Consider the following 24,564-nt stretch of genomic DNA (forward strand, 5'->3'; position numbering starts at 1 on the left):
TTCAGCTTCCCGTGTTGAGCGGCAAGTTTACTACAAGATTGTGCGGCTTCAGCCGCAGCTTGCCGTGATGATCGACGGCAACGCCAAGATAGACTGGCCGGCCGGCTACCCGCGGCATCATCAGCGACGGATCGCGGAATTCCAGCCGGAACAGGGCCAGGATCTGGCGCAGGTGATCATCATCCACCGCCTGTCCCTCGTAGAGGGCATTCATGATGGTGCTGGCAGTGGTATCCAGGCCGATATGCCAGACCCAACGTTCATCACGGATCGTCTGCACCGGCACCACCTGCACGGCCGCACCCGTCAGGCGCTCGACCCAGAGTTCGATCACACGCGCAAAGGCATCATGTCCGGGCCGGGTAAAACTGAAATCCAGCACGAAGTCATGCCGATCGCTGCGCGCCCAGTATTCCGGTGCGTTCTCGCGGGTCAGAATGTCCATGTCGATGCTGCGCAGCGCCGTCCCGGACTGGGTAACCAGCGCACCGAGCGAACCGAAACTGTCCTTGGCCGCCAGCATCTCGATGGTCTCTTCATCGGCCAGCAGGATCGCACCATCGCGGATCGTCACCTTCTGCGCACGGAAGAACAGTTCGGCGGCGCGGACCCGGAATGCGTCTTCGCTGCCGTCCAGCAGATCGCGCAGGATCGCCGCGGCCAGGTGATCCATGAACATGACCGGCACGGCGGGCGCGCCCTTGCGGAACAGCCCCATATAGGCAGCCTCGACGCTGCCGCTTTTGACCATATGGTCGCGGAAGCGCAGGAAGATTTCGTAATTCTGCTGCGCATCCGCATCGGCCAGCGCCGAAAGATCCGCCGTTGAAACCGTCCGGAGCGGCTGTTTCAGCAGGCTGGCATGCAGGGCACGCTCGGCATCGCAGGCCTCGTCGGGCAGCGACATTTCCGGACGGCTCATATAGGCGCGGATGAAATCCTCGCCGACGCCCAGCCGGCCATTGCCGATGCGATCGAGCAGGTCGTAGCCGCTGCTGATCCAGAAGTCAGGCATCGGGCGCAATCTCCCAGATTTTCGTATGCGGTTTGTCGCCGGGCGGCGGCACGATGCGGAACTGCTCACGGATGGCATCGCCATCCATGAAGCGGCTGAGGCTGAGCAGGGTGTTGATCGGATGCTCGGCCAGGGACGCCGCGTAATCGACTTCCTCTTTCGCCGCCCCCCGCGCTTCCGCCATGTCCGGTGCGCCGTATTCCTCCAGCAGGTGCTGTGCCAGCGCCTCGATGACGGCGGCATACTCGTCCGGATCAATGGTTGAGATGGAGACCAGCGTCGACCAGCCGAAGCTGCCCAGGCCAAGGAAACCGTTGGCGAAGGCCTGCCGTTCCTGACGACTCAAGCCCTCCGGGTCGGCGTCAGCGAAAGCGAAAGTACCGGGCACGGCCCATTCGCCCGGTTCTGCCGCAGCAGCAAAGACCCGGGTATCGGATTCATCGAACCGGATGCAGCGCAACAGCTTCATGACGGCAGCCGAGCTGGCTCCGGCAGGCGCCAGCTCGGCTGCCGCAGGGCGTGGCGCAGGTTATGCCATGCCTTCGCCGTACCATCCTGACGCCAGGCATCGCCACTGGCCTCGATTTTCAGCGCCTTGTCATTCAGGTCATGCAGGAAAGCGCGGCGCACCGGCTCGAAACCATCTTCCTGCCAGCGATCTAGCCAGTGAAGCGCATGGCGACTGAAAGATTCGATCAGCTTCGGCACAATAACCTCCCCGCAGCCTTCTTCATGCAGATTGGTGTATTCCAGTTCAACCCCGGGCATATCGTCATTGTCGCCCACCGGCACCATCTGCACGGTGAGCCCGATGACCAGCCAGTCCGGCACATCGGCCATGCCCTGCTTTTCCACCAGCGGGCCATGGGCCACACGAATACCGCCGACGCAGGCCTCGTTGACCAGCAGGCGATCAGGCCAGGCAACGCTGGCCGGCGTTTCCGCGGGCGCAAGACTAGCCAGACCGTCATGCAGACCCAGCAGTCCGACATAAGACAAAGTCAGCGCCAGCTGGATCGGGTCGAGCGGCCGCAGCAGCAGCGCAGCCTCACAGCGATCCGTACGATTAATCCACAGCAGCAGGCCGTCCTCCGCGCTATCTTCCCCGGCCTTGCAGGCCGTGGCGAAGGCATCGGCTGCGCAGAGCCGCAGCGTGTAGCCCGGCGGAACATTCGGCCAGTCAACCGGCGTCATGCGATTTCTCCCTGTGCCAACAGCCGCTCGGCTTCCGCCAGGTCGTCCGGCGTATTGGCATTGAAGAAGGGATCGACGGTTTGCACGGGAAAATCAACCTGTACCAGCCGGTGACGTGCGGTCCAGCGGTCAACTTTGCGAATATCCTCATCCACCACGGCCCGCCGCAGATCATCGAACAGGCGCACCGGCCACAGGCCGATGACCGGATAGGGCTGGCCGTCGGAAACCGCGCAGGCCAGATCGGCGCCGGCTTTCTCGCGCACTGTCTGCATGCGCAACACCAGATCGCGCGGCAGAAACGGCCCATCACCCGGTACCGTGACGATATCGACAATGTCCGCGCGGTTCTCCCGCGCCCAGGCCAAACCGGCCAGCACGCCAGCCAACGGGCCGACAAACCCTTCCACGGCATCGCCGGCCACCGGCAGACCGAAGCTGGCAAAACGCGCTGGATCGCCATTGGCATTCAGGATCATGCCATCCACCTGCGGCGCCAGACGGTCCAGGATGTGAGAGAGGATCGGCCGGCCGGCCAGCGGCTGCAGGCTTTTGTCGCCACCGCCCATCCGGCGGGCGAGACCGCCGGCCAGAACAACACCCAGAATCCCATCCATCACGCTGCCTCGTCGTCGCGGCCGCCCTTGCGCTGCGAACGAGACGATTCTTCATTCACCGCTGCCGGATCGGCATCGAAGCGCAACCGTTCCGCGCCTGCCAGCGCGATGAACCGCTTGCCCTTGGCGCGGCCGATCAGCGTCATGCCGATCTGGCGCGCCAGCTGCACACCCCAGGCAGTGAAGCCCGAACGGCTGATCAGGATCGGGATATTCATCTGTGCCGTCTTGATCACCATCTCCGACGTCAGGCGTCCGGTGGTGTACATCGTCTTGCCAGCCGGCGAAATGCCATGCACGCGCATGTAGCCTGCGATCTTGTCGATGGCGTTATGGCGGCCAACATCCTCCATGTAGATCAAGGGCCGATCATCTTCGCAAAGCACGCAGCCATGAATGGCGCCAGCCTCCAGATAAAGCGATGGCGCGAGATTGATCTTTTTCGACAGCGCGTAAATCCAGGAAGTGCGCAGTTCAGCCTTGGGGTCGAGCGATATGGTTTCCAGGGAATCCATCATATTGCCGAAAACCGTACCCATGGCGCAGCCCGAGGTCTGGATTTTCTTTTTCAGCCGTTCCTCGTAATCGGTGCGGCGCGCCGTACGCACCACGATGGTTTCGATCTCCGGTTCAAGATTGATCTCGGTGACCTCATCCTCCGGCAGCAGCATACGCTGGTTGGCCAGATAGCCCAGCGCCAGATATTCCGGATAGTCGCCGATCGTCATCATGGTGACGATCTCCTGGCCGTTCAGGTACAGGGTGAGCGGGCGCTCGACTGGCACCTTGGTTTCGACGGCCCGCCCCTCATGATCAATGCCCTGCACCGTCTCGGTCAGGGCTGGATTGAGCGGGTCGGGGGCGACCAGGAATTCGGTATGCTGGCGGGTCATGGCTCCCTATATAAGGCAGAGTTCAGCCCGTGGCGATGTACTGGCGCAGGGCCTCGGCTTCCATCTGGGTGTCGGCAATCCGCCGCTTCACCACATCGCCGATGGAAATCATGCCAGTTAGCCGGCCGCCATCGACCACGGGCAGATGACGGATGCGACGCTTGGTCATCAGATGCATGACGTCTTCGATGGTGTCCCGGCTGGAACAGACCATGACATTGCGGGTCATGATGCTGTCGGCGCTCTGCTGCATCAGGTCGGTCCCGATCATGGCCAGGCCGCGCACAATGTCGCGTTCGGAAAGAATGCCGGCGATACTGCCATCGGGGCGAAGCACCAGCACCGCGCCGATGCCTTTGTCTGCCAGCATCTGGCAGACCGATTCGACGCTCTCATCGGGGCGGGCATGAATCACGCCACCCGATTTGTCCTTGAGGATATGCGCTACCGTCATGCTGGTTTCCTCCTCAGCTGGCACCCTTCGGGGCTGTTTTTCAGAACTTCGTCTCAAACTTCCTTCTACACGGTATCGGGATTGGGGCAGCGGCTGGCGGCCGCTTCACGCAGTCAGAACGCCAGTCTCCGCCAGCCCCGCCAGGATGACAAGATCAAACCCGAAGACCGGGCTTAAGCTATTGAGAGATCATTATCTTCCAGCCCCTCCCAGGACTTGCGGGGGCGGCCGGCATCGGTTATCGTCCGCGCCGTTTTCGACCCCCGGCAGCGGTTTTGCACCCTCAGCCGGTTCCTTACGGAGAGGTGCCAGAGTGGTCGATCGGGACGGTCTCGAAAACCGTTGTGCGTGCAAGCGTACCGTGGGTTCGAATCCCACCCTCTCCGCCAATATCCGCTCCAAGATATTGAAATCATTCCCCTGCGTCTCAGGCGGGGCGCTCTACCCACAAACGTACCCACAAATGTTTCCGCCTTGCCGGATGGTCGCTTGAGTGCCGCCGGTTGAACGCTACTCTGCGGTGCGTGCTTAGTTGGGCGAACAAGGGAAAGCGTCGATAATTGCCCTAGATGCCAGGGTTGCGCCGTTGATGTGCAACTTGTCGGGGTTCTCACTTAGGTACTTCGTCACGACAAGCACCAATTGTTCGAGCTGTGCCGTCTGCGGGATGCAAAGTGAAGGCGCCCTATTCGACTGAGCAAGCACCGCGATGGAATCACTGATTGAGGCGATGTACCCGGTGCAAAACGCGCGGTTTGTTTCACAGTGCGCGCTTAGATCGAGGCCGCTGACAAATATCCATATTTTTTCACCCATTTCTTGGGCGAGTGTTTGCCCACTGAGAACGGCCAGCAACATCCCAACATATTTCATCGAACGGACGTGCATATTCCCCACCAGATGGCCTGTTCAAGTCACCCTTTATTAACGGCCCATAATTCTAAGCATACGAGAGAGCACTTCCCTCAACACTTAATCCAAGATCGAGTTCACACAAAGTCCAACACCGATCCACTCACCACTTCCAATGGTCGAATCCAGTCATCGTCGCTGACTTGCAGTTTTGAATCGCAATGTGTCGGCCCGTGTAACGATGTATTAAATACACAGAGCGGCATATAATGGGGCTTACTAAAATCATAAAATGCTAGCTGCGCCCGAACCCATAAAGCGTCTCGACTGTTTCGGTATCCGGCGAAAAGCGTCACTGCCCCGTGATCAAGTGAGACTGTTGCCAGATGCATCTGTGAGATTGCGAACAGTGCCACAAAAACTTTTACCTTTTGAAAATCTTGCCTTTCTTCCGAATTCAGCAAGCCACAGGAAATCAACGCCGCACAGAAGTCGGAGAACAGCTTTTCGTCATCAAAGGCCGGATTCCAAATAAACGACCCAGCCAAATAATTAAAAACTCTCTCCTCACGTCTGTTTGGATAGTCATCTGCTCCCAACTTTTTAATTGCTCGCTCTAAGGCGGCGCGTGCTTCCGATGGAGTACATCGGCATTTTTTATAAATCTGCTCCGGCATCGCCCTTCTCAAATTTGCATGAGCAGCCGCCGATAATCGCTCAAGATTATAATCTACAGGCTTTCCATCCATTCCAAAATTGGTCAGCCAGGAATGTGCGCTGGTGTGCAAATCTCGAACAACCTTCAGTATTGCCCCTCGGTCCCGACCATCTCGATGAGCAAGAAAGTCACCTATTTCCCTTACGCTGCCCGGGCACTTTTCCCTTGTGCGTAAATCCAAGAACAGCCGATTTAAATCTTCAACTCTCCGCTCGCCCGAGAGGATTCTTTCAATACGTCGCCGCAGGTCTCTAGCCACACCTCCACTTGCCGCCTGAATGTGAAACGGAATCGATAAATCTTTCGCGCTCAAAAAATCCCCCCCTTTTTATAACGTCGCCCTACTTGCTATAGCTGCATTTATTGCTTGATTGGTGCGGAATTGGTGGCCAAGAAAACAAATAAATGGTAACGAATTGCATCAACATGCAGATCACCTTATGCGTCGCGTAACGCGCGCCAGCTGCCGCTTTAATTGTGCTCATATAGCAGCATTCATCGCATACCCATCCATTGGCCAACTCCTCGAGTAGAAACTCAACGCCGAGTTAAAAAATGAACGATACCAAAATCATTGATAACGACATTCGACACGCAATAGCGGAGCAACTAAAAAAGTTGGAGGACGATACAGAGAAGACGTCCGCAAGTAATTTTTATCAGGCTCAGAAGTGGGAAAAGCAAAATACCTACCTTGGTATGGCTGTCATTGTTCTCTCGGGTCTCGTCACAGCAATCGGGACGGTAGCATCTCAGATAACTTACTTTGAGCCATATAAAGCCGAGCTAAATTCAGCTTCGATAATACTTGCTGCGGTAGTTTCTATCGTAGGCACAATTCTGACATTTCTAAAGCCAGCCGAGAGAGCTAGCGGCTACCGTGAGTACGGCAACAAGCAGAAATCACTTCGCAACAAAATCAGAATTTATCGCACCACAAGCATACTGTGCGAGGCAAGCTCTGAACGGGCCCATGAAAAACTTCAAGGCTTTTTGGCCGAAAAGGACGCTCTTAATTCTGATAACCCCCCGATTCCCAGAGAAGCGTTTCAAGCGGCATCGAAAGAGATTGCTGAAAAACGAAAAAGAGACATGGAAACCAACAAGCTCGCAGGCAGTTAACCTGACTAATTCTTCGTATCAGTTCCGTCCCAAAAGTATAGCCAAGCGTCAATTTCCGACGCTCCCCTTAATCGATCCCGTATCCAGTGGATATTCTGCGGATACGCTTCTTTTAAACGTGCCTCGGTTTTTTCAATCGCCTGATTTGCGGAGAAGCACTCAGACTCCGCCAAATAGAATTCATGCTGCTTTAGCCACTCGTATATTCGGTTAAACGCCGGTATCGAAATCTTTTCCACCTTAGATGCTTCAATTAGTTTCTCCAACATGGACATGAGTTGAGACCGGTATATTCGAGGGTGAAGTTGGGGAAAAATCTCAACCCCGCCATCTTCCGATAAAACCAAGGTTACAGTATGAATCCCTCTTTCTTGGCAGCCCGCAATGTAACGAAGTGCAGAATTAAATCGCGCTCCACGACCAGGATCCCCTCCCTCAATCGCCAAACCGTCCAGAATAATTCCAATGCCATGGCACTTCATGTCGCTGTCCAGCATTATTGCTCCATCAATCGAGCATAACTGGTGCAGCAGCCCCGGAGTTAAATGACAGGGTTGGATTGAAGTCGCTTGGGCTGAGAGGCGCCTAACCTCGCTCGCGGCATCAGATGAAATTACAATTAAAGCCCCGCGACGTTGACGTTCAACTTCAGCGGTCAGCGCCACAAGGCGCTCGATAGCGTCAGGCTGCACATTCCTGATGATCCGCGGGAGATCGTCTTCGATCCTCTTGGCATAGTTACTCGGCTTTGGAAGACGTGGCCGGCCGTAATGCACTACCATCATCGGTACGTCGTTATGCACCAATCTCCAGGTCGCATTTCCTTCCACTTCAATGGAAAAACAATCTTCATCGACATTTACCCCCCTGATAGATGCTAAACCAAAAGCTAGCTCGGAATTTGTGTGCAGTAGGAAGTCCCTTGAAGTTACCTCAAGCAACTTACGCATATGCCGAATCTGCTTTGTTTTCCTTGGCTCAAGAAACTTAATCGTCGGCAACACGCATACGTTATTCTCGCTGGCAATTAGAAATCCGCCTTTGCTTTCCTCTCTTTCGTACTGCATTGAGGAAACGGAATTACAAAAATCCCAAAGGCTATGCCACCCAGATATCGCTTTCTGATCAACTCTGAACGCAACATCACGCATCAAGCGATGACCCGCTCGACCAAGAATTTCAGTGGTCGAAGTACCTAACGAATCTTTCCCTGGCTCGATATTATTAAGCTCTCTTTGAAATTCGCCGAGTAACTCAAAAATGACAGATTCTATTAGAGATCGACTAACTCTCGACCCAGTGATTTCTGTAATTGGAACTTCGCTTTTAGTTAGTGAATAATACTGCGAAATAGCAGATTGATTAACAGATAGAATTGCTAAGACTTTATATTTCCCGACTCCAATTGGAAAGGTTGAGTAAAATGCCCGTTCCTTGGAAACATCGAGATGCAACACAGTTTCCAATAAAGCATCCCTAAGCGCCTCTCCTTCGATCCGTCTATCATGATGCTCCTGCGCAATAGGATGCGTATGAAATATTTGGCGAGAAGGATGGCTGCGATGTTTCGCTACGACGATATCCGGCAGAGCTGCGAGGGCATTACTTTTTAACCAAAATTCCTTCTCAGGCTCGACGCATATTGGAATTTGATTCGGGGCACTAGCCACTCCAACCAGGAAGACCTCAGGCGAAAGGCGTTCATCTAGTTCATTTAATACTCTTTCAGCCAGTCCACTTGCATATACCCGATAATGACGCTGATATCCCCAGATAAACTCATAGATGACGTTGTCATTATCCATTGTCGACCTTCGGAAAGTGGTGTTAGTGATTTGCGCGGGGCCCCTTGGTTCTATCAGCCCTCTCAATTCAGAATGACAACAATTGGTAGAGCCGCGAAGACTCTATCGAGTTGTAAAAAAGCTATTCAGCGGGCTCTTTGCGTCGATCCGGAAAGTACGGTCGCAGAACCTTCTCCATAAATCGCCGCAGCTTCCGGTTCCGAACTATTGCGCGGTGCCGCGCGTGCCGAGAACGCCTATCGCGATGCTCAAAATTGTATGAAAGCAATGGCCCCAGATCGGCCGGATCGTCTACACCACTCTCGAAATGTAGCCCTGCGTGGATCTCCCGTCTCTCAGCCAAAGACTCCAGGAGATTCTGGTCAAAACTCAACGCGCCAGTTATCTGCGGGGAGTTAGTCAGCGTTTGAGTGCTGAGATCAGCATAGCTAAGTATCTCTATATCCCCTAATCCGGTCAAACGAGGACGCTTATATCTATCTGACTTAATCTTAATTAGCCGAGTCCACGCCGATCTTTGGAACACCATCATGCGGCGCGCTCTTTGATCCTGGGTATTTTGAATATGCATTAGCGCTTCAATTTTTTTCGCCAAGATCATTTCGACATACCAGCGATGAAAATACTTACACTTTATTTCTGGAAGCTCTCTCGCAGCCATCGCAAATGGGATAAGGGTTCCCCCACCCTCCGCTCTGAAATTTCTTCTCCAGTCCATAGAATTGATCGTGCGAAGAGCCGAAATTATCTGCTGCTCGTCATGCTCTATGTTATTCGTAATGGCAGCCAAATGGCTGGGCTGACCAAATCCCATAAACCAAGTCGCCACACCGATCCGAGCAAGCAGATTCTGTAGATTCTCAATAATATTTTCTGCTTCGGAAGGAGTGGATATGGTCTTTCTTCCATTTAGCTCGAATACAATTGCAGGCGTTACCGCACAAAACATATCGCAGCACGCATAATCATCTAAATAGTGAAGATAAGCGATGAGCGCATGTAACCTACTGCAGCGTGCCGGATCAGAAGCCTCCCGCACTATATCCTGAAGAACATTATTGTCGGGTATTACAACAATGCGCTCACTGACTTGTAGGTAAGGTTCTACAGCTCTATCGACCTGTAAAAAGGCTCGAATAAATTCTTCTTTATCCCGATCTGACGCTGCAGCAAGAAATGATTGTATCTTATGAAGTCGCAACCCTTTCCCTTTATCAATCGTTTTTTGCAGGATAGATGGTTGATTAAACATTCGCGTAGATAGCCTGTACTTAGTGATGATGCCTTTAACTGAGTTATCAATATTAGATTGCCCTATCAAAGTGTTTGATTTCCGGAAAATGTGGTTTGACGAAGTTTGTTGTTGCTGCGCGCACAGCCTCGCGTGCTGACTTGACCTAGCACCACACTCCACCAGGCCGTTGCATAAATACCGACATCCGAGAGTGGCTGGACGCCTCAGGTTAAAGCCTCGGGTCAACAATAAGGGCATACAATCGCATGCTTCCTTTACTCAGCCCTACCACTGCATTCCGGACGGTGGCTGGCGGTCGGACCATTTTGGACACGGAAATAGAATGCCTTTCAGCATCCTACATATCGTTCCCAAGCTTACGACGGGGGTTCGATTCCCCTCACCCGCTCCAAATCAATCAATAACTTTATTCTATTCTACGTCCAAGATTTGGGGTCCATACGGATTCTATACGGAAAAAACGTACGCAGATTTACGCGGTCGTAGGGAGACGCCGAGCTCTCTGGCCAGCACTCAGTCCAAAATTAGATGTGAAGGCTTTGGCCTAAGTAATCGCGAATTTCGAATAGATTCACGCTGTGCCGTATGGCGTCTTCTGGATGAATTACAATAGTGAGCTTGCTAGCGAAAATCTTCTCAGAAGAAGCATCGGCAAATGACTGGGCAATACGCTCAATCATCTTCTTCCTCGACAAATTAACTCGTCCGCGACCAGTGCCAAGCACGGGAATGACTATTTCTCCCAATTCGCCTCTCGACGCCACAAACTGCCACAGCGCATCTAATGCCTCGTCAACCATTCGCAGGGTCGAACTCGCATTTCCGAATTCATTCATTTCTGACATAGCGAGAAAATAAAAATTCTTTCCATGCGTTTTGACGCGCGCGACAGTCCCAATCTTATAGACCGCCTTCTTACCCTTCTTTGAGTTGTCTATGGAGCTAGTTTCACCGACCAGAGAATCATTGATCTGCCTATCGAGCTCCAGTGAATTTCCCTGCAAATACCTTAGAAGGAACTGACCTTGCAAACTGTTGGGAGCGATTAGCCCACTGGATACATCGGTATCGAAAGTAGTGTTCGTACTTATAACGATTTCACCGTCCGTATCGAGTAAATCTCCTATGCGCACCTCAAAGCTAAAATCACGTTTCGGCGGCTTATAATTTACCCTTGAGACCGGCCTTCTTGTGACCAGCACGTAAATTGCCGAAACAACAAGGATGATCGGGAAAGCGAATGCGCTGTATTGGTCTTTTGTGTAGATACTGAAAAACTCCAATAGCTCAATAAAAAGCCAAATTACGCCCACGGTTGCGAAGAATCTCATCGCCGCTTCGGTTGAGAAAATCGCGTACCGCCAAAATGCCCAGGTGCAAACTGACCTAAGAAAGTGTCGCATCACAAGCCCAACTGCTCGTAGGTAGTATCAGAATATTTGTACCAGCCCGTTTTGCCTTCAGACCGATATTTGGCATGAGAATCTGGCCAGTTCAGCATCGCATATTCGATGATCTTGGCACCAAACGGAACGAACACGGCTAGCTCATCTCGAATCGTTGGCGGGCACAGTGCGTCCTTCACGCGCTCTCCATTTAAGTTGACTGCGATAATTGGGAGATCGAGCTTCAGTGCGACTTCCATCTCCCACTTCACAAACTTCGTAAGTCGCGCTGTATTTTTTCCGATCAAAACCATGAATAGCTTTGAATTTGCAAAGCGCTCTCTAAGCTGCTTCTTGATACTTTCGACGTCGCTTGTGTCACGAGCGGTGTTGAGATCATGAGCATTGTAAAACTTGAAGGAAAATTTCTCGTTCTCTGACCACGCCGTCATCAAGCGATAGTAATCCATATCTTCATCGCCATCGAAGCACGTATATGTCTTGTTTTTGTATGCCATGCCTTATCCCCAAGTAACCCTGAGGCCATAAGAGATTCACCTCGTCATTACCGCAAGCGAAAATCGCAGATTCACGTCACTTAGAAGGTTCGATCAGAACGTCATATTGAACCGGCGAGAGTTTGGACGTTTTGCCGCATAAAGGAGTAAATCTTTGTACGGCGCAATCCCCGCCATGCGACAGCTCAAGGCGTTTTGAAAGCCGCCATTAGGAAGGCAACAGCGTCATCGCGCACAGCTGCCCTCGCCTCGGCGTTGCGGCCGAACGAAGCGCCCAGTCGCTTACAGTTTGCTTCAAAGGCGGCGATTTCAGATACCGGTCGGGTTTCGCCCGTATCAGGCCGCCAGAAAGTGTTCTTCTCAAAGAAGTACATATGACCACAAGCGCCCCACTGCTCTGCCTTGGCATTGCTAGTGTGGCGGTATGAGGTGTCATCAAAGCCATGCTTGGCATCTTTATAGATGGTCAGCTTGGCATCCGTGCCTTGGGCCACGAGGCGCTTCGTGAAGCGGTCACAGGTCCCTGGCGTCTGGTAGTCGTCTTTGTCGCCCATGTATATCCTCACCGGTGCCCCTGTCTGCTTATCACCCATAGCTAGACAGCCCGGGTAGACAGCGACATGGGCCGCGAATTTGAGATCAGACTTAATGACGCCGCGTCGGAAGGCCTCATGCACCGTGTAGAGCGCGGCAGAACCGCCCCGTGAGAACCCGATGATCGCAATACGCTTGGGGTCGATACGGGGGTGGGTACTTAAGACCTCAAGCGCTGATAGAGCATCTGCGACGCCGACTGCATAACTCAACTGGCTTTGGTTGGTCTGAGTTGCCGTGATGCCACGGGTGGCGAAGCTATCGACCATGAACGTGGCCCAGCCCTGGTCTCGAAACAGCTTGGCCCAATCCTGGTCTTTATCTGAAAAGCCACTGCTGCCATGAGACATGACAATGGCCGGCACCCTGCCCTCAGCACTTGGAAGCACCAGTTCGCCCATGACTGGCTCTGGCGTAACCTGCCCGCGTGCGAGGCCGTAGTAGCTCTTGGGGGTCTTGGCCAGAAAGGTCACCTTGCCGGTTTGGCCAGCATTAAAACTCTGTAGGGGCTCTTGAGCCCAGGCAGGTGACGCCAAATAGCCGAGCACGATGATAGTGACGAGCGCGCGATAGACGAGCTGCATAGGATATCTCGTAGTTTGAGGTTAGTTTGGGGTGTGATCGTTAGTCGCGGAGCTTTTTGCCCCACTGGGCAAGCCAATCATTGAGCACCGGCTTGGGCGAACCCGGCCCACTGCCGATGTTACGGCTTTGCCGAATGGTGACGGTCTTGCCGTCCACGACCCAAGCGACCCAAACGCTCATATCGGCCAGGTCTGTGACAACGATGGCGGCATCGCCATCTGTTGGTTGGGGTGACTTGGTGCCCGACACTACCAGGAAGCGCCGATTGACGATGGTGGTCTTCGGTCCATAGGCCAGGCGGTCATTAATTGGCTGGATCTTGTAATCGACCAGCTTTGCGACGCGAGGCCAGATGTCGGTCGATTGAATGGCTAGCGGTCCACTACCGAGCACCTGGCCCAAATCAGGGGCGTCTTTGCCAACGACATAGAGCAGTCCCCTGGCGCGTTCATACTTGGTCGTGACCGGCAAGAGCTCGTCCTGGGGGGTCTCACCCCAGACTGTGCCTGAAAATGCGATGATGCCCTTGCCGCCTCGCTTGATATCAGACGCTTCCCCCCGACCTAAGCTACCCAAGTACAGCGGCGGTGTCTTGGTCACGTCCACCAATGAGAGAGAGTCGACGCAAGAACTGCCTGCACACTCACTGCTGAAGATGACAATCTCGAGCTTGGCCAGCGAAGGCACGGCCAAAATCGGAGTAATGTGGTCTTCTTCAAAGAGCTTGGTCTGACCAACCTTCGCCACCTTTGGGCAGATGGCGTCGTCGCACGCTGGGTCTTGATCGGTAACCGTTACCTCGCCCGCCTTGGTCGAGATACGCCAGGCGACCTTGCCTTTGGCATCTGGCTTAGGCTCTACCAAAACCTCGCCTAGCGGGATCTGCTGGATCCGGGCTCGGCGCACTTGCCAGCCCAAACCGTCCCGCTGCAGCACCAAGGTGAGTGTCGCTCCGACGTCTGCGCCGCCGAACACCACGCCGTAATGGCTGGCGTCGATATAGCGGCCCTCTGGCGCTAGGTCAGGCCCTTCGGCGTGCTTGTAGAGGCTGATGGCGCCCTGGGGAGTCACCCGCTCGTCGATTAGCTGGCCAATGGCTGTATTGATGACGCCGCCGCCCAGCAGACCGTTGGGCGCATCTAGGCCGCCTTGGCCTTTTGCGGTCTTCATCTCTTGCTGCATGAGCGCTTTGATGTCCTCACGCAGGCTGTCACGTACGTGTGGCCAGTCAACCAACACATCTAGGGTCAGGGCATCGCTCTGCTGTAGGGCTGTTTGAAGCTTCCTGAGTGTTAGGACCGGCGAGTACCACGTATATGCACCTCCCGCTCCCAAGCCAGCCGCCACTACCGCGGCGATAAGCCACTTACGCATTTATTCCCCCATAATCTTCCGATTCGGACTTTTACGCTGAGTTTTGGCACTCTTTTCGCTCGTTACTCATAATAATATTATGAATATATAGCAAAACAAGGCGGTTTTTCAGCATTTCATCCCGTGGAGGTCGCAATGCCGCACTGAGATATTGCGACCGATGAATGACAAAGAATTCAAACGACGCTTCGGAGCTCGCATCAAAGTCCTGCGAGAGAACCGCGGCCTAACTCAAGAAGAGTTAGCTCCCAAGGTTGATCTGAGCCCGCACCAAATTTCTGCAATTGAACGTGGTATCTCTGGGACGAAGCTAGTCGCCGCACAGAGATTGGCCGTTGCGTTGGGCGTGGATTTTGTTGAGCTGTTTGATTGGATTCCCCGGAAGAGGCTGTCATCAGAAGAGGAGCGCAAGGAGAGTGCAATGGGTCGCTTCCGCGCGCTGCTCAATTCCGGAAAACCGGCAACCTTGGACGAAGTCGCTGAGATTCTAGCAACTCTGAAGAAACGCTAATACTCACTGGCCAGCATGACGGTTAGTATCCGCGACGTGACGTTAGGGTCCGTTGGGTCGGGCGAGTAATATTCCAGCGCCTTGTCATAGCAGTCGATCTTCCAGAATATTCTCCGGCCATTCTGCTCGATGCTTCCGAAATCATGCTCACCGTGCGGATCGCAGGCAGTATCGAATGACTCATAAGCTCTAATTTTATGGAGTACTGCAGTCAGGTCCGCCTGACTAAGCGACCGAACCCCGATTGTCAGGACATATCGGCCACCAAGCATCGTGCGCCGAAAGTGATCATTTAGATTTTGGATTCTTCGGATACTCGCGCCCGTGTTGTCGTTTGCCAATGTTTGCGCTCCATTGTCCGCCATTATTTCCTCCTCCGATTAGCTGCTCCTGTCGGTGTCGCCTCAAACAGCCGCACCAAGGCCACAACCTCGCCATCGTCCTCAATCTCGAATGCATCCAGCGGGGCAAGTCTGTGTGCCTTGCGGGCGATGCCTGCTTTTAGATGCTTCGATGGCACACCGACGGATGCCAACGTTGACTGTTCGGCATTTGGCAACCAGGTATCGAAGTGACTGGCCCCAACCGCGATTCCTCCGCCTAGAACTGCCGAAGCGGAGGCAATGCCGTGCCGCTGCCAGAAACCGTCAAGACCAGGCCGCTTGAATAAGTGGATCGCGCAAAGTGCCAGATCAGGTTGCCTGGCATTCAGTGACGTGTGCCATTCAGCCATACAGTCATTCCGCAGTGCGGTGATGCGACCGGCATCGCCATGGTAATTCCCATCGGCCCATAGCCATCGAACATGCTGAGCGCGCCGCCCAGGAACTTTCGGATCTTCCGTCAGGCCGAACAGGTCGTAGCAAGCTGCCAACATGGCCGTGCTGCCATTAGGTAAAGTGACAAAGCGATAGCTTGACCCGTAATCGGAGGCCGCAGGCACGATGGGGAGGTCGTTGCCAGTTGTGTCGCCTGCGGTGGGGAAAATCTTTCGGGCCAGCCCGACAATCTTTCCCCGGCTGAATGCAACACAACTCTGATCGCCTTTTTCCTTGGCATTGGGTGGCGCTGAATCGCAGCCGAAAGCCAGGACCGCCCCAAGGGTCTGCCGGTTGAGGAGCCTCGATGCCGCGCAAACCGACGCTGCAAAACTCTCCTGCAGTAAGGCACGACAACGGTCTTGATGGTCACGATGCCCAATAAAGGCTTTCGACCTGAAGTAACCTCCCGGGAAAATCACAGCATCAACAGGAGCCCATTTCATCTGAGCAAGGGTTTGGACCACCGCCGTCAGCAGATCGGCGCGGGCAAAGTTCATACCGGGCGCGGTCGCCTTCTTGCCGAGCAGGCAAACAGAGACGACACGCGCCGGTCGATTGGATCGACGCATGGATTTCCTCAATCAAGAAAAAGAACGGGTAGGGCAAAGGCCGCCAGATCGGCGGCGATCACTTGGCCAAAATGGGCGCGGCAGGGTGGCGCGTGGGCAAATGCGAAAAGGAGGGTGTAGCCGAATCTGCCTAGACCGCTACTTTAGCAAACCTTGAAAAATACCGCAAGTATTTGATATTACTTGTTTTTTCACAATTTCACTATTATTTTTAGTGAAATATCGTCGTTTTTGCCCACCAAAGAGGCCTTATGAAAATCACCCCGCCAACCACCCGACTTTCACCGACCCGTCGCAGCCTGTTTATCGGCACCGTGTCCCTGGCTGCCCTTGCCACCCCTCACTGCGCTCCAGCAACCTCAGTAACACCACGAAGGATCAAGCAGGCCGAATTGGACGCGATTGCGGCCCGCCATGCTCAGTGGCATCGCAAGCAGCCTGGCGGGGTACAGGCCAATTTGGGCGGGTGTGACCTGAGCGGGTTACAGTTCGGCCGCTGGGAGCTGCGCTGCGCCAATTTCGCTGATGCCAATATGCAGGGCATAAGGGCGACTGAGACACGGTTCTTCAGGGCTCACATGACGGGCTGTGATCTATCGGATGCCTGGCTGCTCGACTGCGACTTGCGCTGCACCAATCTCATACGCGCTAACCTAACAAATACCAAGATCGTCGATTCCCAAATTGGTATGTCGCCGCAGTTCGCTAGTGAAGACTTTCCCTGGTATGCCGGCGAAGGATTAGGTGGTGCCCGCTTAAATCACGCGATCCTGGTGAAGCTGCGTACGAATGTCTCGATAGGAGACGCCGATTTTACTAACGCAGACCTCCGCTCCGCTGACCTTCGCGGTGCCATCGGCAGCGCACACTTTTATAACTCAGATATGCGTTTCGCGGATCTAACAGATTCACATCTTGCTGAAAGCAATTTCGATGGGACACTGTTCCATGAGACCATTGCAATAAATGCGAATCTATTTTCCTGCGAGCTGACAGAAAGTCAGAAAAGAGGCTTGAGAGGTTTGAGCCGCGAATTCCAATAGGGTGCAAAACACAGCGTTGGAAGATTGACGTGTCATCAATTACCTCACTAGTCCACACGACAAGGAAATTGTTGAAGGGACTTGCCCCAGCATTGCTGTTTTAGAGTGCACTTCTGGCAGCAGAGAAACTTGTCTATCGGCTCAAGTAGACATTTGCCCTTCCGCTTTTCGTGAACTATCGCATGTGCGCAATGAGCTGAATTTGCTGACGGGTAGAAGGCCCTGGGCTCAGTAGTTGGTGCAAAAATGTTTGCTGTCCCATGGCCAGCCGCTACACAACTGCCCGCGTTATGGAAGCGACACGATTCATAGCCGCTATCCGTGACCTGTAGGACAGCGTCTGTGCCAGTTGCAACGATGTAGAACTCGCCTGTTTCCTTCCGCTCGGTGCTTTGGAAACTTAAGTTGGAGCCATGAATTTTCCATTTCATGCCTAAAAATGGATCGTTTGCTGAAAGTTTTTCAAATGAAGACGTGTCTAGTATCTCAAGATCACATTCTGCCGTGAGTTCGGCTATCAGCTGATCGGATTTCTGAGTTAGCTCGGCCAAGGTTTGTTCGGCGCTACCTTCTTTGCTGTATAGCTGAATAAACTCTTCCTTCCTTCGGAAAAGTATCCACCCACCGCTTTTGGCTCGTATCCATGCTGTAGGACGCGCCGATAATATAGGCTGACGCTCGCCGAATGCATTGTAGCAAATCTCAAGTGCCCGAACGCATGGCACACGAGTCCCAGCTTCTATGAAGTTAGAAACTGCTCCGGGTGTTTGGGGCGGTACATGTCCCGAAAGATATGAATACGAGAGTAGTCCAAAAAATTCTTCGTACTTGTCGTGGACATCATTCAAGTTGCTGAACGAAGCAACGCTGTTGGGGTTACATCTTCCCTCGATAAATGCAGCTTCAGTATCCGTGAATATCAAATACCAATCGCCATTTGTTATCGCCACCACTTTCGGCGGAGCATGATTTTCCGCTTTTACTCGCTCGACATAATTTTTAAGGGTGCGGAGCCATTCGTCCCATAAGCCAGTCAGGCCAGAAGGATCTCCCTTGCAGATATTGTTTAATGCCGTAGCCACATAAAGAGCAACAGTACCGTCTTGCGGCGTCGGCATCGAATATCCAGGACGCTTTGCTTCGACTATCGCCAGACTTATGCCCTCTAGATCGCGTCCATGGTAGTCAAGGAACCTGCGATGGCCATCTTTCTCATCGGGCGTGGGTTCCACTCCATCCTCAATCAACATGCTTTCTGGAGTATCGATCTGCCAACCGAGTTCTCGAAGTATTGGGTCAATCACATAAACACGTGCATGTGCCTCAATAGCAAAGGCTCGGCCCTTTCCTTCGAGTTCTGCAGCAGATTTTCCATCTTTAGCAGCCACTCTTACTTCTAAAGCCGTCAGCGCATGTTCGTACCTATCTGATAGCTCAGAGATTCGTTGCCGAAACTCTATCGGTACCGGCATCACCGAAGCATCTCTGGCAGTTCATAAACTAGCCGACTTGCATCGGGCCAACCCACCTCAACAAAGGAGTCGAGCACCTTAATCAAATGCGCTCTGTTCAATTCGCTGGCAGTCAGGATTGATCTGTGATCGGCGATGAATCGCTTGATTAGCTTTACAGCTAGGTCTGCTCCCAGCGATTCAAATTGGTATCCACCCTGGGTGCCGATTCCGAGAATTCCGATAAACAAAGCAAACGATAGTTCAGGATCAACTGATATATATGATTCAATTACTTCAAGAAGGTGATGGGTTACCGAAGGATACGGAACTGTTGAAAGCGCGGTCAGAACATCCTCAAACTCGCTGAGAAAGCGACGCCGCTTTATAAATGACAGCCCCTCATTAGCATCGCGAGAATTCTTCTCACCATATGCTCCGCTTCCGAAATAAAGCTCCGTAGCGGCAACATCCAATACCCGAAGTAGTGCTTCTGCTTCCTTTCGCTCTGTTTCTTTTAAATCAGTACGCTTGTAGAGTTCGCAAAAACGCGGCGCACATATATTAATGATCGAGAGCAATACCTCGTGGGTTGAGTTCCTCACCTTCACGTCAAATGGATTTGAATCTCCTTGAGTCATCGCCCCCCTGGCTTGATGTAGGAGGGCTGTTAATTCGTCGGCTCTTACTACGGGATTGTTTATCCAGTCGAATATCGCCTTTTTCGCATCAAGCTGTTCATGACGAAGCCAGAGCCGCATCAGCATATACGTGAGCGGTTCGACTAACTCATCGCGGTCGTTGTCTCGGGGTTCAACGGGGCGCCTACTAATCGGCACAATCATTTTCGTGGCCCAGTCGGGCCAAAGCTCAATTAAGCGGCTAAAAGCATTCAAGAAGAAACGAAGGACGCCTTGCTGCTCCTCATTCTCAAAGCAGTATTCACAAAGCTCCCGCATAAACTCTGGATCTGCGTCAAACAGCATGTTCACGCGAGCGTATATTTGGAATCTTACTTTCGCTGACGGATCGCGGCTCAATTCGCGAATAATCTGTCTCAGCTGCTCGTCCGGCTTACCCATTGCCTTAGCTACACCGACTATTGCTTCGGCTGCTTCGATTCGTGGTGCCGGTCTTGACCAACTGGGAACACCGCGGAGGTCTCCGTCCTGACCAATATTTCTCCAATCGGGGCTTTGCAGAACTTCAACGACAATTTCGCGCAACGAATTAAATTGTGCCAACTCTTCGGCTGAAGTGCAGCAGAGGGCGATATTCCCGCATATTTCAACTACTGCATCTTTACCCTGCTCCTTCAGCCTTGATGGTACTTCGTCGACAGCCAGCAACATATTGAGCTGGATTATCTGCGGCCATATTTTGAGATATGCACTGCGTTTATCCGCCTCTGTTTCCGGCAGAGAGAAATTCTTCAATTCCTTTATCGCCGCATTGATCCTCATATTCTCCGGTTGCTCGAGATCCACCTTGCCTTCTCGCAACCACCAATCTTCATCGCCTTTAGACCAACCCACCTCAATATCAATGGGGGGCCTGTTTGGGCTGAGCTTCCCCGCGATCTTTAATTCATCACGCGTGAGTTTTGCCTGTTCGCCTAACTTCACGCCTTCTGGAATGCAGTTCAGTAATACGCGCTGGTCTCCTTGCGGACATTCAAGTATGGCAGTTTCAATTTTCTCGCGTTGTTCCGCAGCTAATCTGCCGAATACAGAAGAGATGTACTCTCCAGCTGGTTGACGTGTATCTATGCCTGACAAAACCGGACGTGCATAAAGCAGCGACAGCAGGGCACTCGTAGCCTCAGGTCGTGCAGCACCCACTCGGAGGAGGGCCGCCCATACACCGGCTGTTTCATTCTCATTGGCCACGACTTGTAGTATTTCGTTGAACTTATCCATTCCCGAGGCATCAATCAGTTCGATCATGCCTGAGCGAAATCCGTCGAGTATCTCGTAGCCGTAGGCACTACTGCGCTTAACCCATAAACTACTGTAGTCGCGGCGATACTTTGCTGTGCTTCGTAAGAATGTGATTTCCTGCAGTTCTTGGTCTTGATTCCGCGATTCCGTCAGGTGATCGATCACTTTCAACAGTGCTTTGGTCGCGAAAGTTGGCGAAGAATTAAAGAACCTCTTGAACCGCTCTGCTAGGTTATGCTGGACCAATTCTCGGTCTTGCCGTTTATTCGTGATAAGGTTGAGTATCTTACTGCCGCTCATGCTTCGAGCTTCGTCTCTGGATGGAAGAGGCGTCCCAAAGACAATCGAGTAAAGATCGACTACGAAGTCAGGTATTCTCGCGGCAAGGGCATCGATTTCCTGAGATAGTGTGAATAGTGACTGATGCTCCCAGTGGGACATATTCTGTTCGGTTAGCAGCCGCCGCAATGCAGATGATGACTCTTCTGGAGCGTATTCTGCGTTCCGCGCAATTGCCGCAATAGAAACGGCTAAGACGCCTTCATCCTTGTACTGTCGCTCCACAAATCGGTGCAAAAGACGGCATCCAACGGTGGACAAGTTTCTTTTTTGGTGCTCAGACAACGCGTCCTGAAGTGCCGTTAGTCGCGCCGTGATCGGCTTTATGCTGAATACAACGGAGTCGCTACTCATGGCTGCGAGGCGGACTAGAATGTCTGTCCATTCCGCAGCGCCGGCGCCGACGAGACGGTGCTCAGGTACAATTCCGACGGCGAGTGCGCCTAAACAGTGGCGGTTCGCGAATATTGCTTCTTCATGATGCCGCCCAGCTTCATCTGATAATGCAGATAATGCGATTTGATAATCTGAAACCTTCGCTACCAATTCAGCCGCAATACGGCCAGGTAACATTTTGCAGAATGAGCCAATCTCCGCCTTCGACGTGATTTGAAATGATTTTTCCCAAAATTCTTTCCGCCCATCATGGCTTCCGTCTTGCCAAAGCATTCGCAGCGCCATGATGGCGGCAGGAGCTAGCATTAAGGCGCTGTCGTGCGACTTAGATAAACGCGAAGCGAGTTCTTGTGACTTCCCGCCGGCGAATACCAATCTTGCAACTGTATAGTCGAACAGCACGTGATGGCTGAACGCTATTCCTCGTGCCATGTCTCCGACGCCATCAGGCTTAAGAACTCCCTCTGTCTGAAGCATATAGACAGAATCAGCATCCAAATTCAGTTCCTGATGGCTCACAGCAAGTGATTGCTGCGAGATCATTGAGTTTGCGAGCTTCGACAGCTGCGCTTCTCTCGAGAGCCATTTATTGTCGCTGCCGATTACCCGATATGACCAATATAGGCCCAGCAAGTCCGTTTGTGTCTCAATCCCCGAAAGGCTCTCCGATCCGTCACCGGCGAGGAGAATGCTGCCCAGAAGATACAAATTGAAAGGTTGTTTAAGGAGCTTCTGGACTTGCGTGGACGCACCGAGGAAGGCTGCGGCCATCTTCGGCGATTCTTTCCAAACGAGTGCCAGTTCTTCTTCGTCAAGCGGCGGTATTGATAGGTGCTTCACGCCCCGAAATTCCGGATCGGAGTAACCGGAATAGTCCGATACGCCGCCACGAAACAGTTCTCTGTACATAACTCCAAATTTCAGATCGAAGCTTCGTATGCTTGCGACCACGTGCCAGTTTGGCGCTTCTTGAAATATTCGGCGAATTAGAAGCTGGAACGCTTTATCTGCAGGCCCACCTCGGGACGCGTCAAGAGAATCGATGAATAAGATTCCAGGGTTGGCGTCTGGCCAGTTCTTCAGAACGTCTACGAGCGAATTATGAAGGCCAATGCTTTTGGATATCTCATCGGTTGTCGCCACTTGGTGTTGGTCTACCGCTAGGACGACAACGGGTTGAGTTTTGCTTAGCGTCTTTGCTGCGCCATAGAGGGCACCAGACTTTCCGCCGCCTGGCGGACCAATAAGTAGGAATGAATCTTTCGCAGCAGCATCGGCTACATCGTGAGTAGACCGGCGCTGAATTACGTAGCGATTTTCTTTTTCGGTCCCAGGAATGAGTAGTTCGGAATAGTGCTGGAGATCGTTAAGTGTTCGAGTCGTGTGGCTCTTAAGCGTTTCGAGGTCAGCGACAAATAGTGGATGCGCTTTTAGTTTAATGCCTTTTGCCTGGAGGGCGCTTCTTATACCCGGAGCATCGATTCCATTTCTTTGAATGGAGAGTTCTTTCACTAGGGTCTGGAGGTGTGTCCATGCATTTCCAGACTCCTGTGGATTTTCTAGTTCGCGATTGATTAGGCTTCGCGGACTATCGTCGATGTCAAAGTCTATGTGTTGAATTCTAATAAGATTTATAATTGATAAGACATTCTGGTCACTTGGCGCTTCGCCTGCGTGACGAAACCAGGCTTCACGAAGAAGCGATATGATACTTTCATATGCTGATTTTTCTTCAATTGTGAGGCCAGACTGAGTGCTCACGATTTTGGAAGCGCGAACCCGCGCCAACACTTTAGAGGCTGCAGTGCAGAATTTCGCACTTCTTGCGCCGCTGGAAATGAGAACTAAGCGGTCAGAATTTTGTTGAAGTTTTCTACTCCATACTGATTTTCCAGTAGGATTCTCGTTAAGCAAAAATTGCCGAGTAAATTGGTCTATCACTGAGCCAATAGGCGATTTGTATTCTCCGCTAGCGACTACACCTCGCTTTACATTTACGAAGCAAAGACCACCCTCAGAAGTCAACAACAGGACGTCATCTACCGCTGCTGTTGTCTCCAACTCAATGCGTGTTGGAATTGCAGTTTCTGGAAGATCGAGAAAAGCTATTGGAGCGGCCGCAACAATATGGCTCGCAAAATATGCTGCGACATTATTTTGAAAGTCGAAGCCGCCTTGGGCAATATCGCCGCCTGCCATAGATTTTTGCCTATTCGGTGTTTTCACGTGACGTGCCATTACTGCCACTATCGCTGAAATTGAGCGAGCGGCGATGCATGTGATTGGCGATTTACGTAACAGTGAACGGTCGTTGACAGAAATGTAATATTAGGCCAAGAATATGGCCTATGAAAGCCATAGCTTACTATCGGGTGTCGACTGACCGTCAGGGGCGGTCGGGTTTGGGCCTAGAAGCCCAGAAAACGGCCGTACAGGCGATTCTAAAGCCCGGCGACCATCTGGTGGCCGAATTTACCGAGGTCGAGAGCGGCCGTCGTGCCGACCGCCCCCAACTCGCGAAGGCCCTACAACAGGCAAAGGTTAACAGGGCCGCCCTGGTGGTGGCCAAGGTCGATAGACTAGCCCGTAACGTTCATTTTTTAGAGACCATCTTGGCAGGCGACATTGAAGTGGTGTTCGCCGATCTGCCCGAAGTGTCTGGCCCTATGGGGCGCTTCATTTTGCAGCAGCTTGCAGCAGTCGCCCAGCTTGAAGCCGGATTGATATCCGAGCGCACCAAGGCGGCCCTGGCGGCGGCGAAACAACGAGGCACAAAGCTCGGCGGCTTTAAAGGTGCCTACGTAGACCCAAGACTCGGTACTCGCGCGCTGGTCGAACGCGCGAATGTCAGAGCCAAAGACTATGCGCTAGTCATTGCTGATATCCAGGTAGCTGGGATCAAAACTCTGAAAGGAATTGCCGAAGCTCTCAACGCTCGCGGTATTCCAACTGCCCGTGGTGGGCAATGGCAAGCAATCCAGGTAAAGCGGGTTTTGGAGCGGATTTGAGCGATATACTCACGCTAATCCAGATGAACTCACGCGCCTATCTACAAACCATTTTATACATATATCTATTATAAGCAGCTTCGCTGAGACCAATAGCACTATGCA

The 24,564-nt window shown here is 52.7% G+C and carries 22 protein-coding genes and 1 tRNA gene; 5 read left to right on the forward strand and 18 right to left on the reverse strand.

The genetic code is table 11. From position 1 onward, the window contains the following. Position 1 precedes the first annotated feature (1 nt). The 6 genes from AC1RRE_RS14280 to AC1RRE_RS14305 are packed head-to-tail and all read right to left on the reverse strand — an operon-like array spanning position 2 to position 4,173. Positions 2-1,015, reverse strand: coding sequence for a DUF6352 family protein (locus AC1RRE_RS14280; protein ID WP_492981857.1), 1,014 nt, complete (start codon positions 1,013-1,015; stop codon positions 2-4). Then, entirely contained in the window at positions 1,008-1,484 is a 477-nt protein-coding gene (locus tag AC1RRE_RS14285) for a DUF6505 family protein (protein WP_492981858.1), read from the reverse strand. The genes AC1RRE_RS14280 and AC1RRE_RS14285 overlap by 8 nt, the downstream gene beginning before the upstream one ends. After that, positions 1,481-2,209: a biotin/lipoate--protein ligase family protein gene (locus tag AC1RRE_RS14290; RefSeq protein ID WP_492981859.1), complete on the reverse strand. Its 729-nt coding sequence runs from the start codon at positions 2,207-2,209 to the stop codon at positions 1,481-1,483. Before AC1RRE_RS14290 ends, AC1RRE_RS14285 begins: the two co-directional genes overlap by 4 nt. Next, positions 2,206-2,826: a molybdenum cofactor guanylyltransferase MobA gene (mobA, locus tag AC1RRE_RS14295; RefSeq protein WP_492981860.1), complete on the reverse strand. Its 621-nt coding sequence runs from the start codon at positions 2,824-2,826 to the stop codon at positions 2,206-2,208. The genes AC1RRE_RS14290 and mobA overlap by 4 nt, the downstream gene beginning before the upstream one ends. Then, positions 2,826-3,719, reverse strand: coding sequence for a formate dehydrogenase accessory sulfurtransferase FdhD (locus AC1RRE_RS14300; RefSeq protein WP_492981861.1), 894 nt, complete (start codon positions 3,717-3,719; stop codon positions 2,826-2,828). Before AC1RRE_RS14300 ends, mobA begins: the two co-directional genes overlap by 1 nt. 22 nt (positions 3,720-3,741) lie before the next feature. Beyond that, complete coding sequence (locus AC1RRE_RS14305; protein ID WP_492981862.1) at positions 3,742-4,173, reverse strand: CBS domain-containing protein; 432 nt, start codon at positions 4,171-4,173, stop codon at positions 3,742-3,744. Between the two features lie 299 nt (positions 4,174-4,472). On the opposite strand from AC1RRE_RS14305, the gene AC1RRE_RS14310 reads away from it, so the two are divergent. Next, a tRNA-Ser gene (locus AC1RRE_RS14310) sits at positions 4,473-4,562 on the forward strand. A 139-nt stretch (positions 4,563-4,701) separates the two neighbouring features. On the opposite strand, the gene AC1RRE_RS14315 is transcribed toward AC1RRE_RS14310, so the two are convergent. Both AC1RRE_RS14315 and AC1RRE_RS14320 read right to left on the reverse strand, forming a co-directional pair. Beyond that, positions 4,702-5,061, reverse strand: coding sequence for a Rap1a/Tai family immunity protein (locus tag AC1RRE_RS14315; protein ID WP_492981863.1), 360 nt, complete (start codon positions 5,059-5,061; stop codon positions 4,702-4,704). A 101-nt stretch (positions 5,062-5,162) separates the two neighbouring features. Then, a complete protein-coding gene (locus AC1RRE_RS14320) occupies positions 5,163-6,056 on the reverse strand; it encodes a hypothetical protein (protein ID WP_492981864.1) in 894 nt (297 codons plus the stop codon). A 242-nt stretch (positions 6,057-6,298) separates the two neighbouring features. Between AC1RRE_RS14320 and AC1RRE_RS14325 the strand changes: the two genes are divergently transcribed. Continuing rightward, positions 6,299-6,865 (forward strand): SLATT domain-containing protein, encoded by a 567-nt coding sequence (locus tag AC1RRE_RS14325; RefSeq protein ID WP_492981865.1) that lies wholly within the window; start codon positions 6,299-6,301, stop codon positions 6,863-6,865. 5 nt (positions 6,866-6,870) lie between these two features. Here the strand turns inward: AC1RRE_RS14325 and AC1RRE_RS14330 are convergent, their stop codons facing one another. The 6 genes from AC1RRE_RS14330 to AC1RRE_RS14355 form a co-directional block, all read right to left on the reverse strand. Beyond that, positions 6,871-8,670 (reverse strand): diadenylate cyclase, encoded by a 1,800-nt coding sequence (locus AC1RRE_RS14330; RefSeq protein ID WP_492981866.1) that lies wholly within the window; start codon positions 8,668-8,670, stop codon positions 6,871-6,873. A 121-nt stretch (positions 8,671-8,791) separates the two neighbouring features. Continuing rightward, the gene (locus tag AC1RRE_RS14335) at positions 8,792-9,922 is read right to left on the reverse strand and encodes a hypothetical protein (protein WP_492981867.1); all 1,131 of its coding nucleotides are present in this window, start codon (positions 9,920-9,922) and stop codon (positions 8,792-8,794) included. 527 nt (positions 9,923-10,449) lie between these two features. Beyond that, a complete protein-coding gene (locus AC1RRE_RS14340; protein WP_492981868.1) occupies positions 10,450-11,256 on the reverse strand; it encodes a macro domain-containing protein in 807 nt (268 codons plus the stop codon). 71 nt (positions 11,257-11,327) lie between these two features. After that, on the reverse strand, positions 11,328-11,828 hold the full coding sequence (locus AC1RRE_RS14345) for a TIR domain-containing protein (protein WP_492981869.1): 501 nt from the start codon (positions 11,826-11,828) through the stop codon (positions 11,328-11,330). A gap of 185 nt (positions 11,829-12,013) precedes the next feature. Continuing rightward, positions 12,014-13,006, reverse strand: coding sequence for a dienelactone hydrolase family protein (locus tag AC1RRE_RS14350; RefSeq protein WP_492981870.1), 993 nt, complete (start codon positions 13,004-13,006; stop codon positions 12,014-12,016). Between the two features lie 40 nt (positions 13,007-13,046). After that, a complete protein-coding gene (locus AC1RRE_RS14355) occupies positions 13,047-14,381 on the reverse strand; it encodes a DUF2939 domain-containing protein (RefSeq protein WP_492981871.1) in 1,335 nt (444 codons plus the stop codon). 160 nt (positions 14,382-14,541) lie between these two features. On the opposite strand from AC1RRE_RS14355, the gene AC1RRE_RS14360 reads away from it, so the two are divergent. Next, positions 14,542-14,892: a helix-turn-helix transcriptional regulator gene (locus tag AC1RRE_RS14360; protein WP_492981872.1), complete on the forward strand. Its 351-nt coding sequence runs from the start codon at positions 14,542-14,544 to the stop codon at positions 14,890-14,892. On the opposite strand, the gene AC1RRE_RS14365 is transcribed toward AC1RRE_RS14360, so the two are convergent. After that, complete coding sequence (locus tag AC1RRE_RS14365) at positions 14,889-15,257, reverse strand: DUF3768 domain-containing protein (protein WP_492981873.1); 369 nt, start codon at positions 15,255-15,257, stop codon at positions 14,889-14,891. The two genes, AC1RRE_RS14360 and AC1RRE_RS14365, sit on opposite strands and share 4 nt — an antisense overlap. Then, the gene (locus AC1RRE_RS14370) at positions 15,257-16,282 is read right to left on the reverse strand and encodes a hypothetical protein (RefSeq protein ID WP_492981874.1); all 1,026 of its coding nucleotides are present in this window, start codon (positions 16,280-16,282) and stop codon (positions 15,257-15,259) included. Before AC1RRE_RS14370 ends, AC1RRE_RS14365 begins: the two co-directional genes overlap by 1 nt. Before the next feature lie 251 nt (positions 16,283-16,533). On the opposite strand from AC1RRE_RS14370, the gene AC1RRE_RS14375 reads away from it, so the two are divergent. Then, on the forward strand, positions 16,534-17,325 hold the full coding sequence (locus AC1RRE_RS14375; protein ID WP_492981875.1) for a pentapeptide repeat-containing protein: 792 nt from the start codon (positions 16,534-16,536) through the stop codon (positions 17,323-17,325). Between the two features lie 47 nt (positions 17,326-17,372). Here AC1RRE_RS14375 and AC1RRE_RS14380 read toward each other — a convergent pair whose 3' ends face one another. Beyond that, positions 17,373-18,713, reverse strand: a complete 1,341-nt coding sequence (locus tag AC1RRE_RS14380; protein ID WP_492981876.1) for a hypothetical protein — start codon at positions 18,711-18,713, stop codon at positions 17,373-17,375. An 83-nt stretch (positions 18,714-18,796) separates the two neighbouring features. Beyond that, positions 18,797-23,689 carry an NACHT domain-containing protein gene (locus AC1RRE_RS14385; protein WP_492981877.1) on the reverse strand — a complete coding sequence of 1,631 codons (4,893 nt, stop codon included), beginning with the start codon at positions 23,687-23,689 and terminating at the stop codon, positions 18,797-18,799. A 110-nt stretch (positions 23,690-23,799) separates the two neighbouring features. On the opposite strand from AC1RRE_RS14385, the gene AC1RRE_RS14390 reads away from it, so the two are divergent. Further along, on the forward strand, positions 23,800-24,459 hold the full coding sequence (locus AC1RRE_RS14390; protein ID WP_492981878.1) for a recombinase family protein: 660 nt from the start codon (positions 23,800-23,802) through the stop codon (positions 24,457-24,459). The last annotated feature ends 105 nt before the right edge of the window (positions 24,460-24,564 follow it).

It is taken from the genome of Ferrovibrio sp. GW821-FHT12D07 (assembly GCF_058807275.1).

Coding starts and splice junctions, on each gene's coding strand:
- AC1RRE_RS14330 (WP_492981866.1), bottom strand. CDS start 8,670: ATGGATAATGACAACGTCATCTATGAGTTTATCTGGGGATATCAGCGT.
- mobA (WP_492981860.1), bottom strand. CDS start 2,826: ATGGATGGGATTCTGGGTGTTGTTCTGGCCGGCGGTCTCGCCCGCCGG.
- AC1RRE_RS14355 (WP_492981871.1), bottom strand. CDS start 14,381: ATGCGTAAGTGGCTTATCGCCGCGGTAGTGGCGGCTGGCTTGGGAGCG.
- AC1RRE_RS14325 (WP_492981865.1), top strand. CDS start 6,299: ATGAACGATACCAAAATCATTGATAACGACATTCGACACGCAATAGCG.
- AC1RRE_RS14340 (WP_492981868.1), bottom strand. CDS start 11,256: ATGAGATTCTTCGCAACCGTGGGCGTAATTTGGCTTTTTATTGAGCTA.
- AC1RRE_RS14300 (WP_492981861.1), bottom strand. CDS start 3,719: ATGACCCGCCAGCATACCGAATTCCTGGTCGCCCCCGACCCGCTCAAT.
- AC1RRE_RS14335 (WP_492981867.1), bottom strand. CDS start 9,922: ATGTTTAATCAACCATCTATCCTGCAAAAAACGATTGATAAAGGGAAA.
- AC1RRE_RS14280 (WP_492981857.1), bottom strand. CDS start 1,015: ATGCCTGACTTCTGGATCAGCAGCGGCTACGACCTGCTCGATCGCATC.
- AC1RRE_RS14315 (WP_492981863.1), bottom strand. CDS start 5,061: ATGCACGTCCGTTCGATGAAATATGTTGGGATGTTGCTGGCCGTTCTC.
- AC1RRE_RS14365 (WP_492981873.1), bottom strand. CDS start 15,257: ATGGCGGACAATGGAGCGCAAACATTGGCAAACGACAACACGGGCGCG.
- AC1RRE_RS14290 (WP_492981859.1), bottom strand. CDS start 2,209: ATGACGCCGGTTGACTGGCCGAATGTTCCGCCGGGCTACACGCTGCGG.
- AC1RRE_RS14350 (WP_492981870.1), bottom strand. CDS start 13,006: ATGCAGCTCGTCTATCGCGCGCTCGTCACTATCATCGTGCTCGGCTAT.
- AC1RRE_RS14370 (WP_492981874.1), bottom strand. CDS start 16,282: ATGCGTCGATCCAATCGACCGGCGCGTGTCGTCTCTGTTTGCCTGCTC.
- AC1RRE_RS14360 (WP_492981872.1), top strand. CDS start 14,542: ATGAATGACAAAGAATTCAAACGACGCTTCGGAGCTCGCATCAAAGTC.
- AC1RRE_RS14385 (WP_492981877.1), bottom strand. CDS start 23,689: ATGGCACGTCACGTGAAAACACCGAATAGGCAAAAATCTATGGCAGGC.
- AC1RRE_RS14390 (WP_492981878.1), top strand. CDS start 23,800: ATGAAAGCCATAGCTTACTATCGGGTGTCGACTGACCGTCAGGGGCGG.
- AC1RRE_RS14305 (WP_492981862.1), bottom strand. CDS start 4,173: ATGACGGTAGCGCATATCCTCAAGGACAAATCGGGTGGCGTGATTCAT.
- AC1RRE_RS14345 (WP_492981869.1), bottom strand. CDS start 11,828: ATGGCATACAAAAACAAGACATATACGTGCTTCGATGGCGATGAAGAT.
- AC1RRE_RS14375 (WP_492981875.1), top strand. CDS start 16,534: ATGAAAATCACCCCGCCAACCACCCGACTTTCACCGACCCGTCGCAGC.
- AC1RRE_RS14285 (WP_492981858.1), bottom strand. CDS start 1,484: ATGAAGCTGTTGCGCTGCATCCGGTTCGATGAATCCGATACCCGGGTC.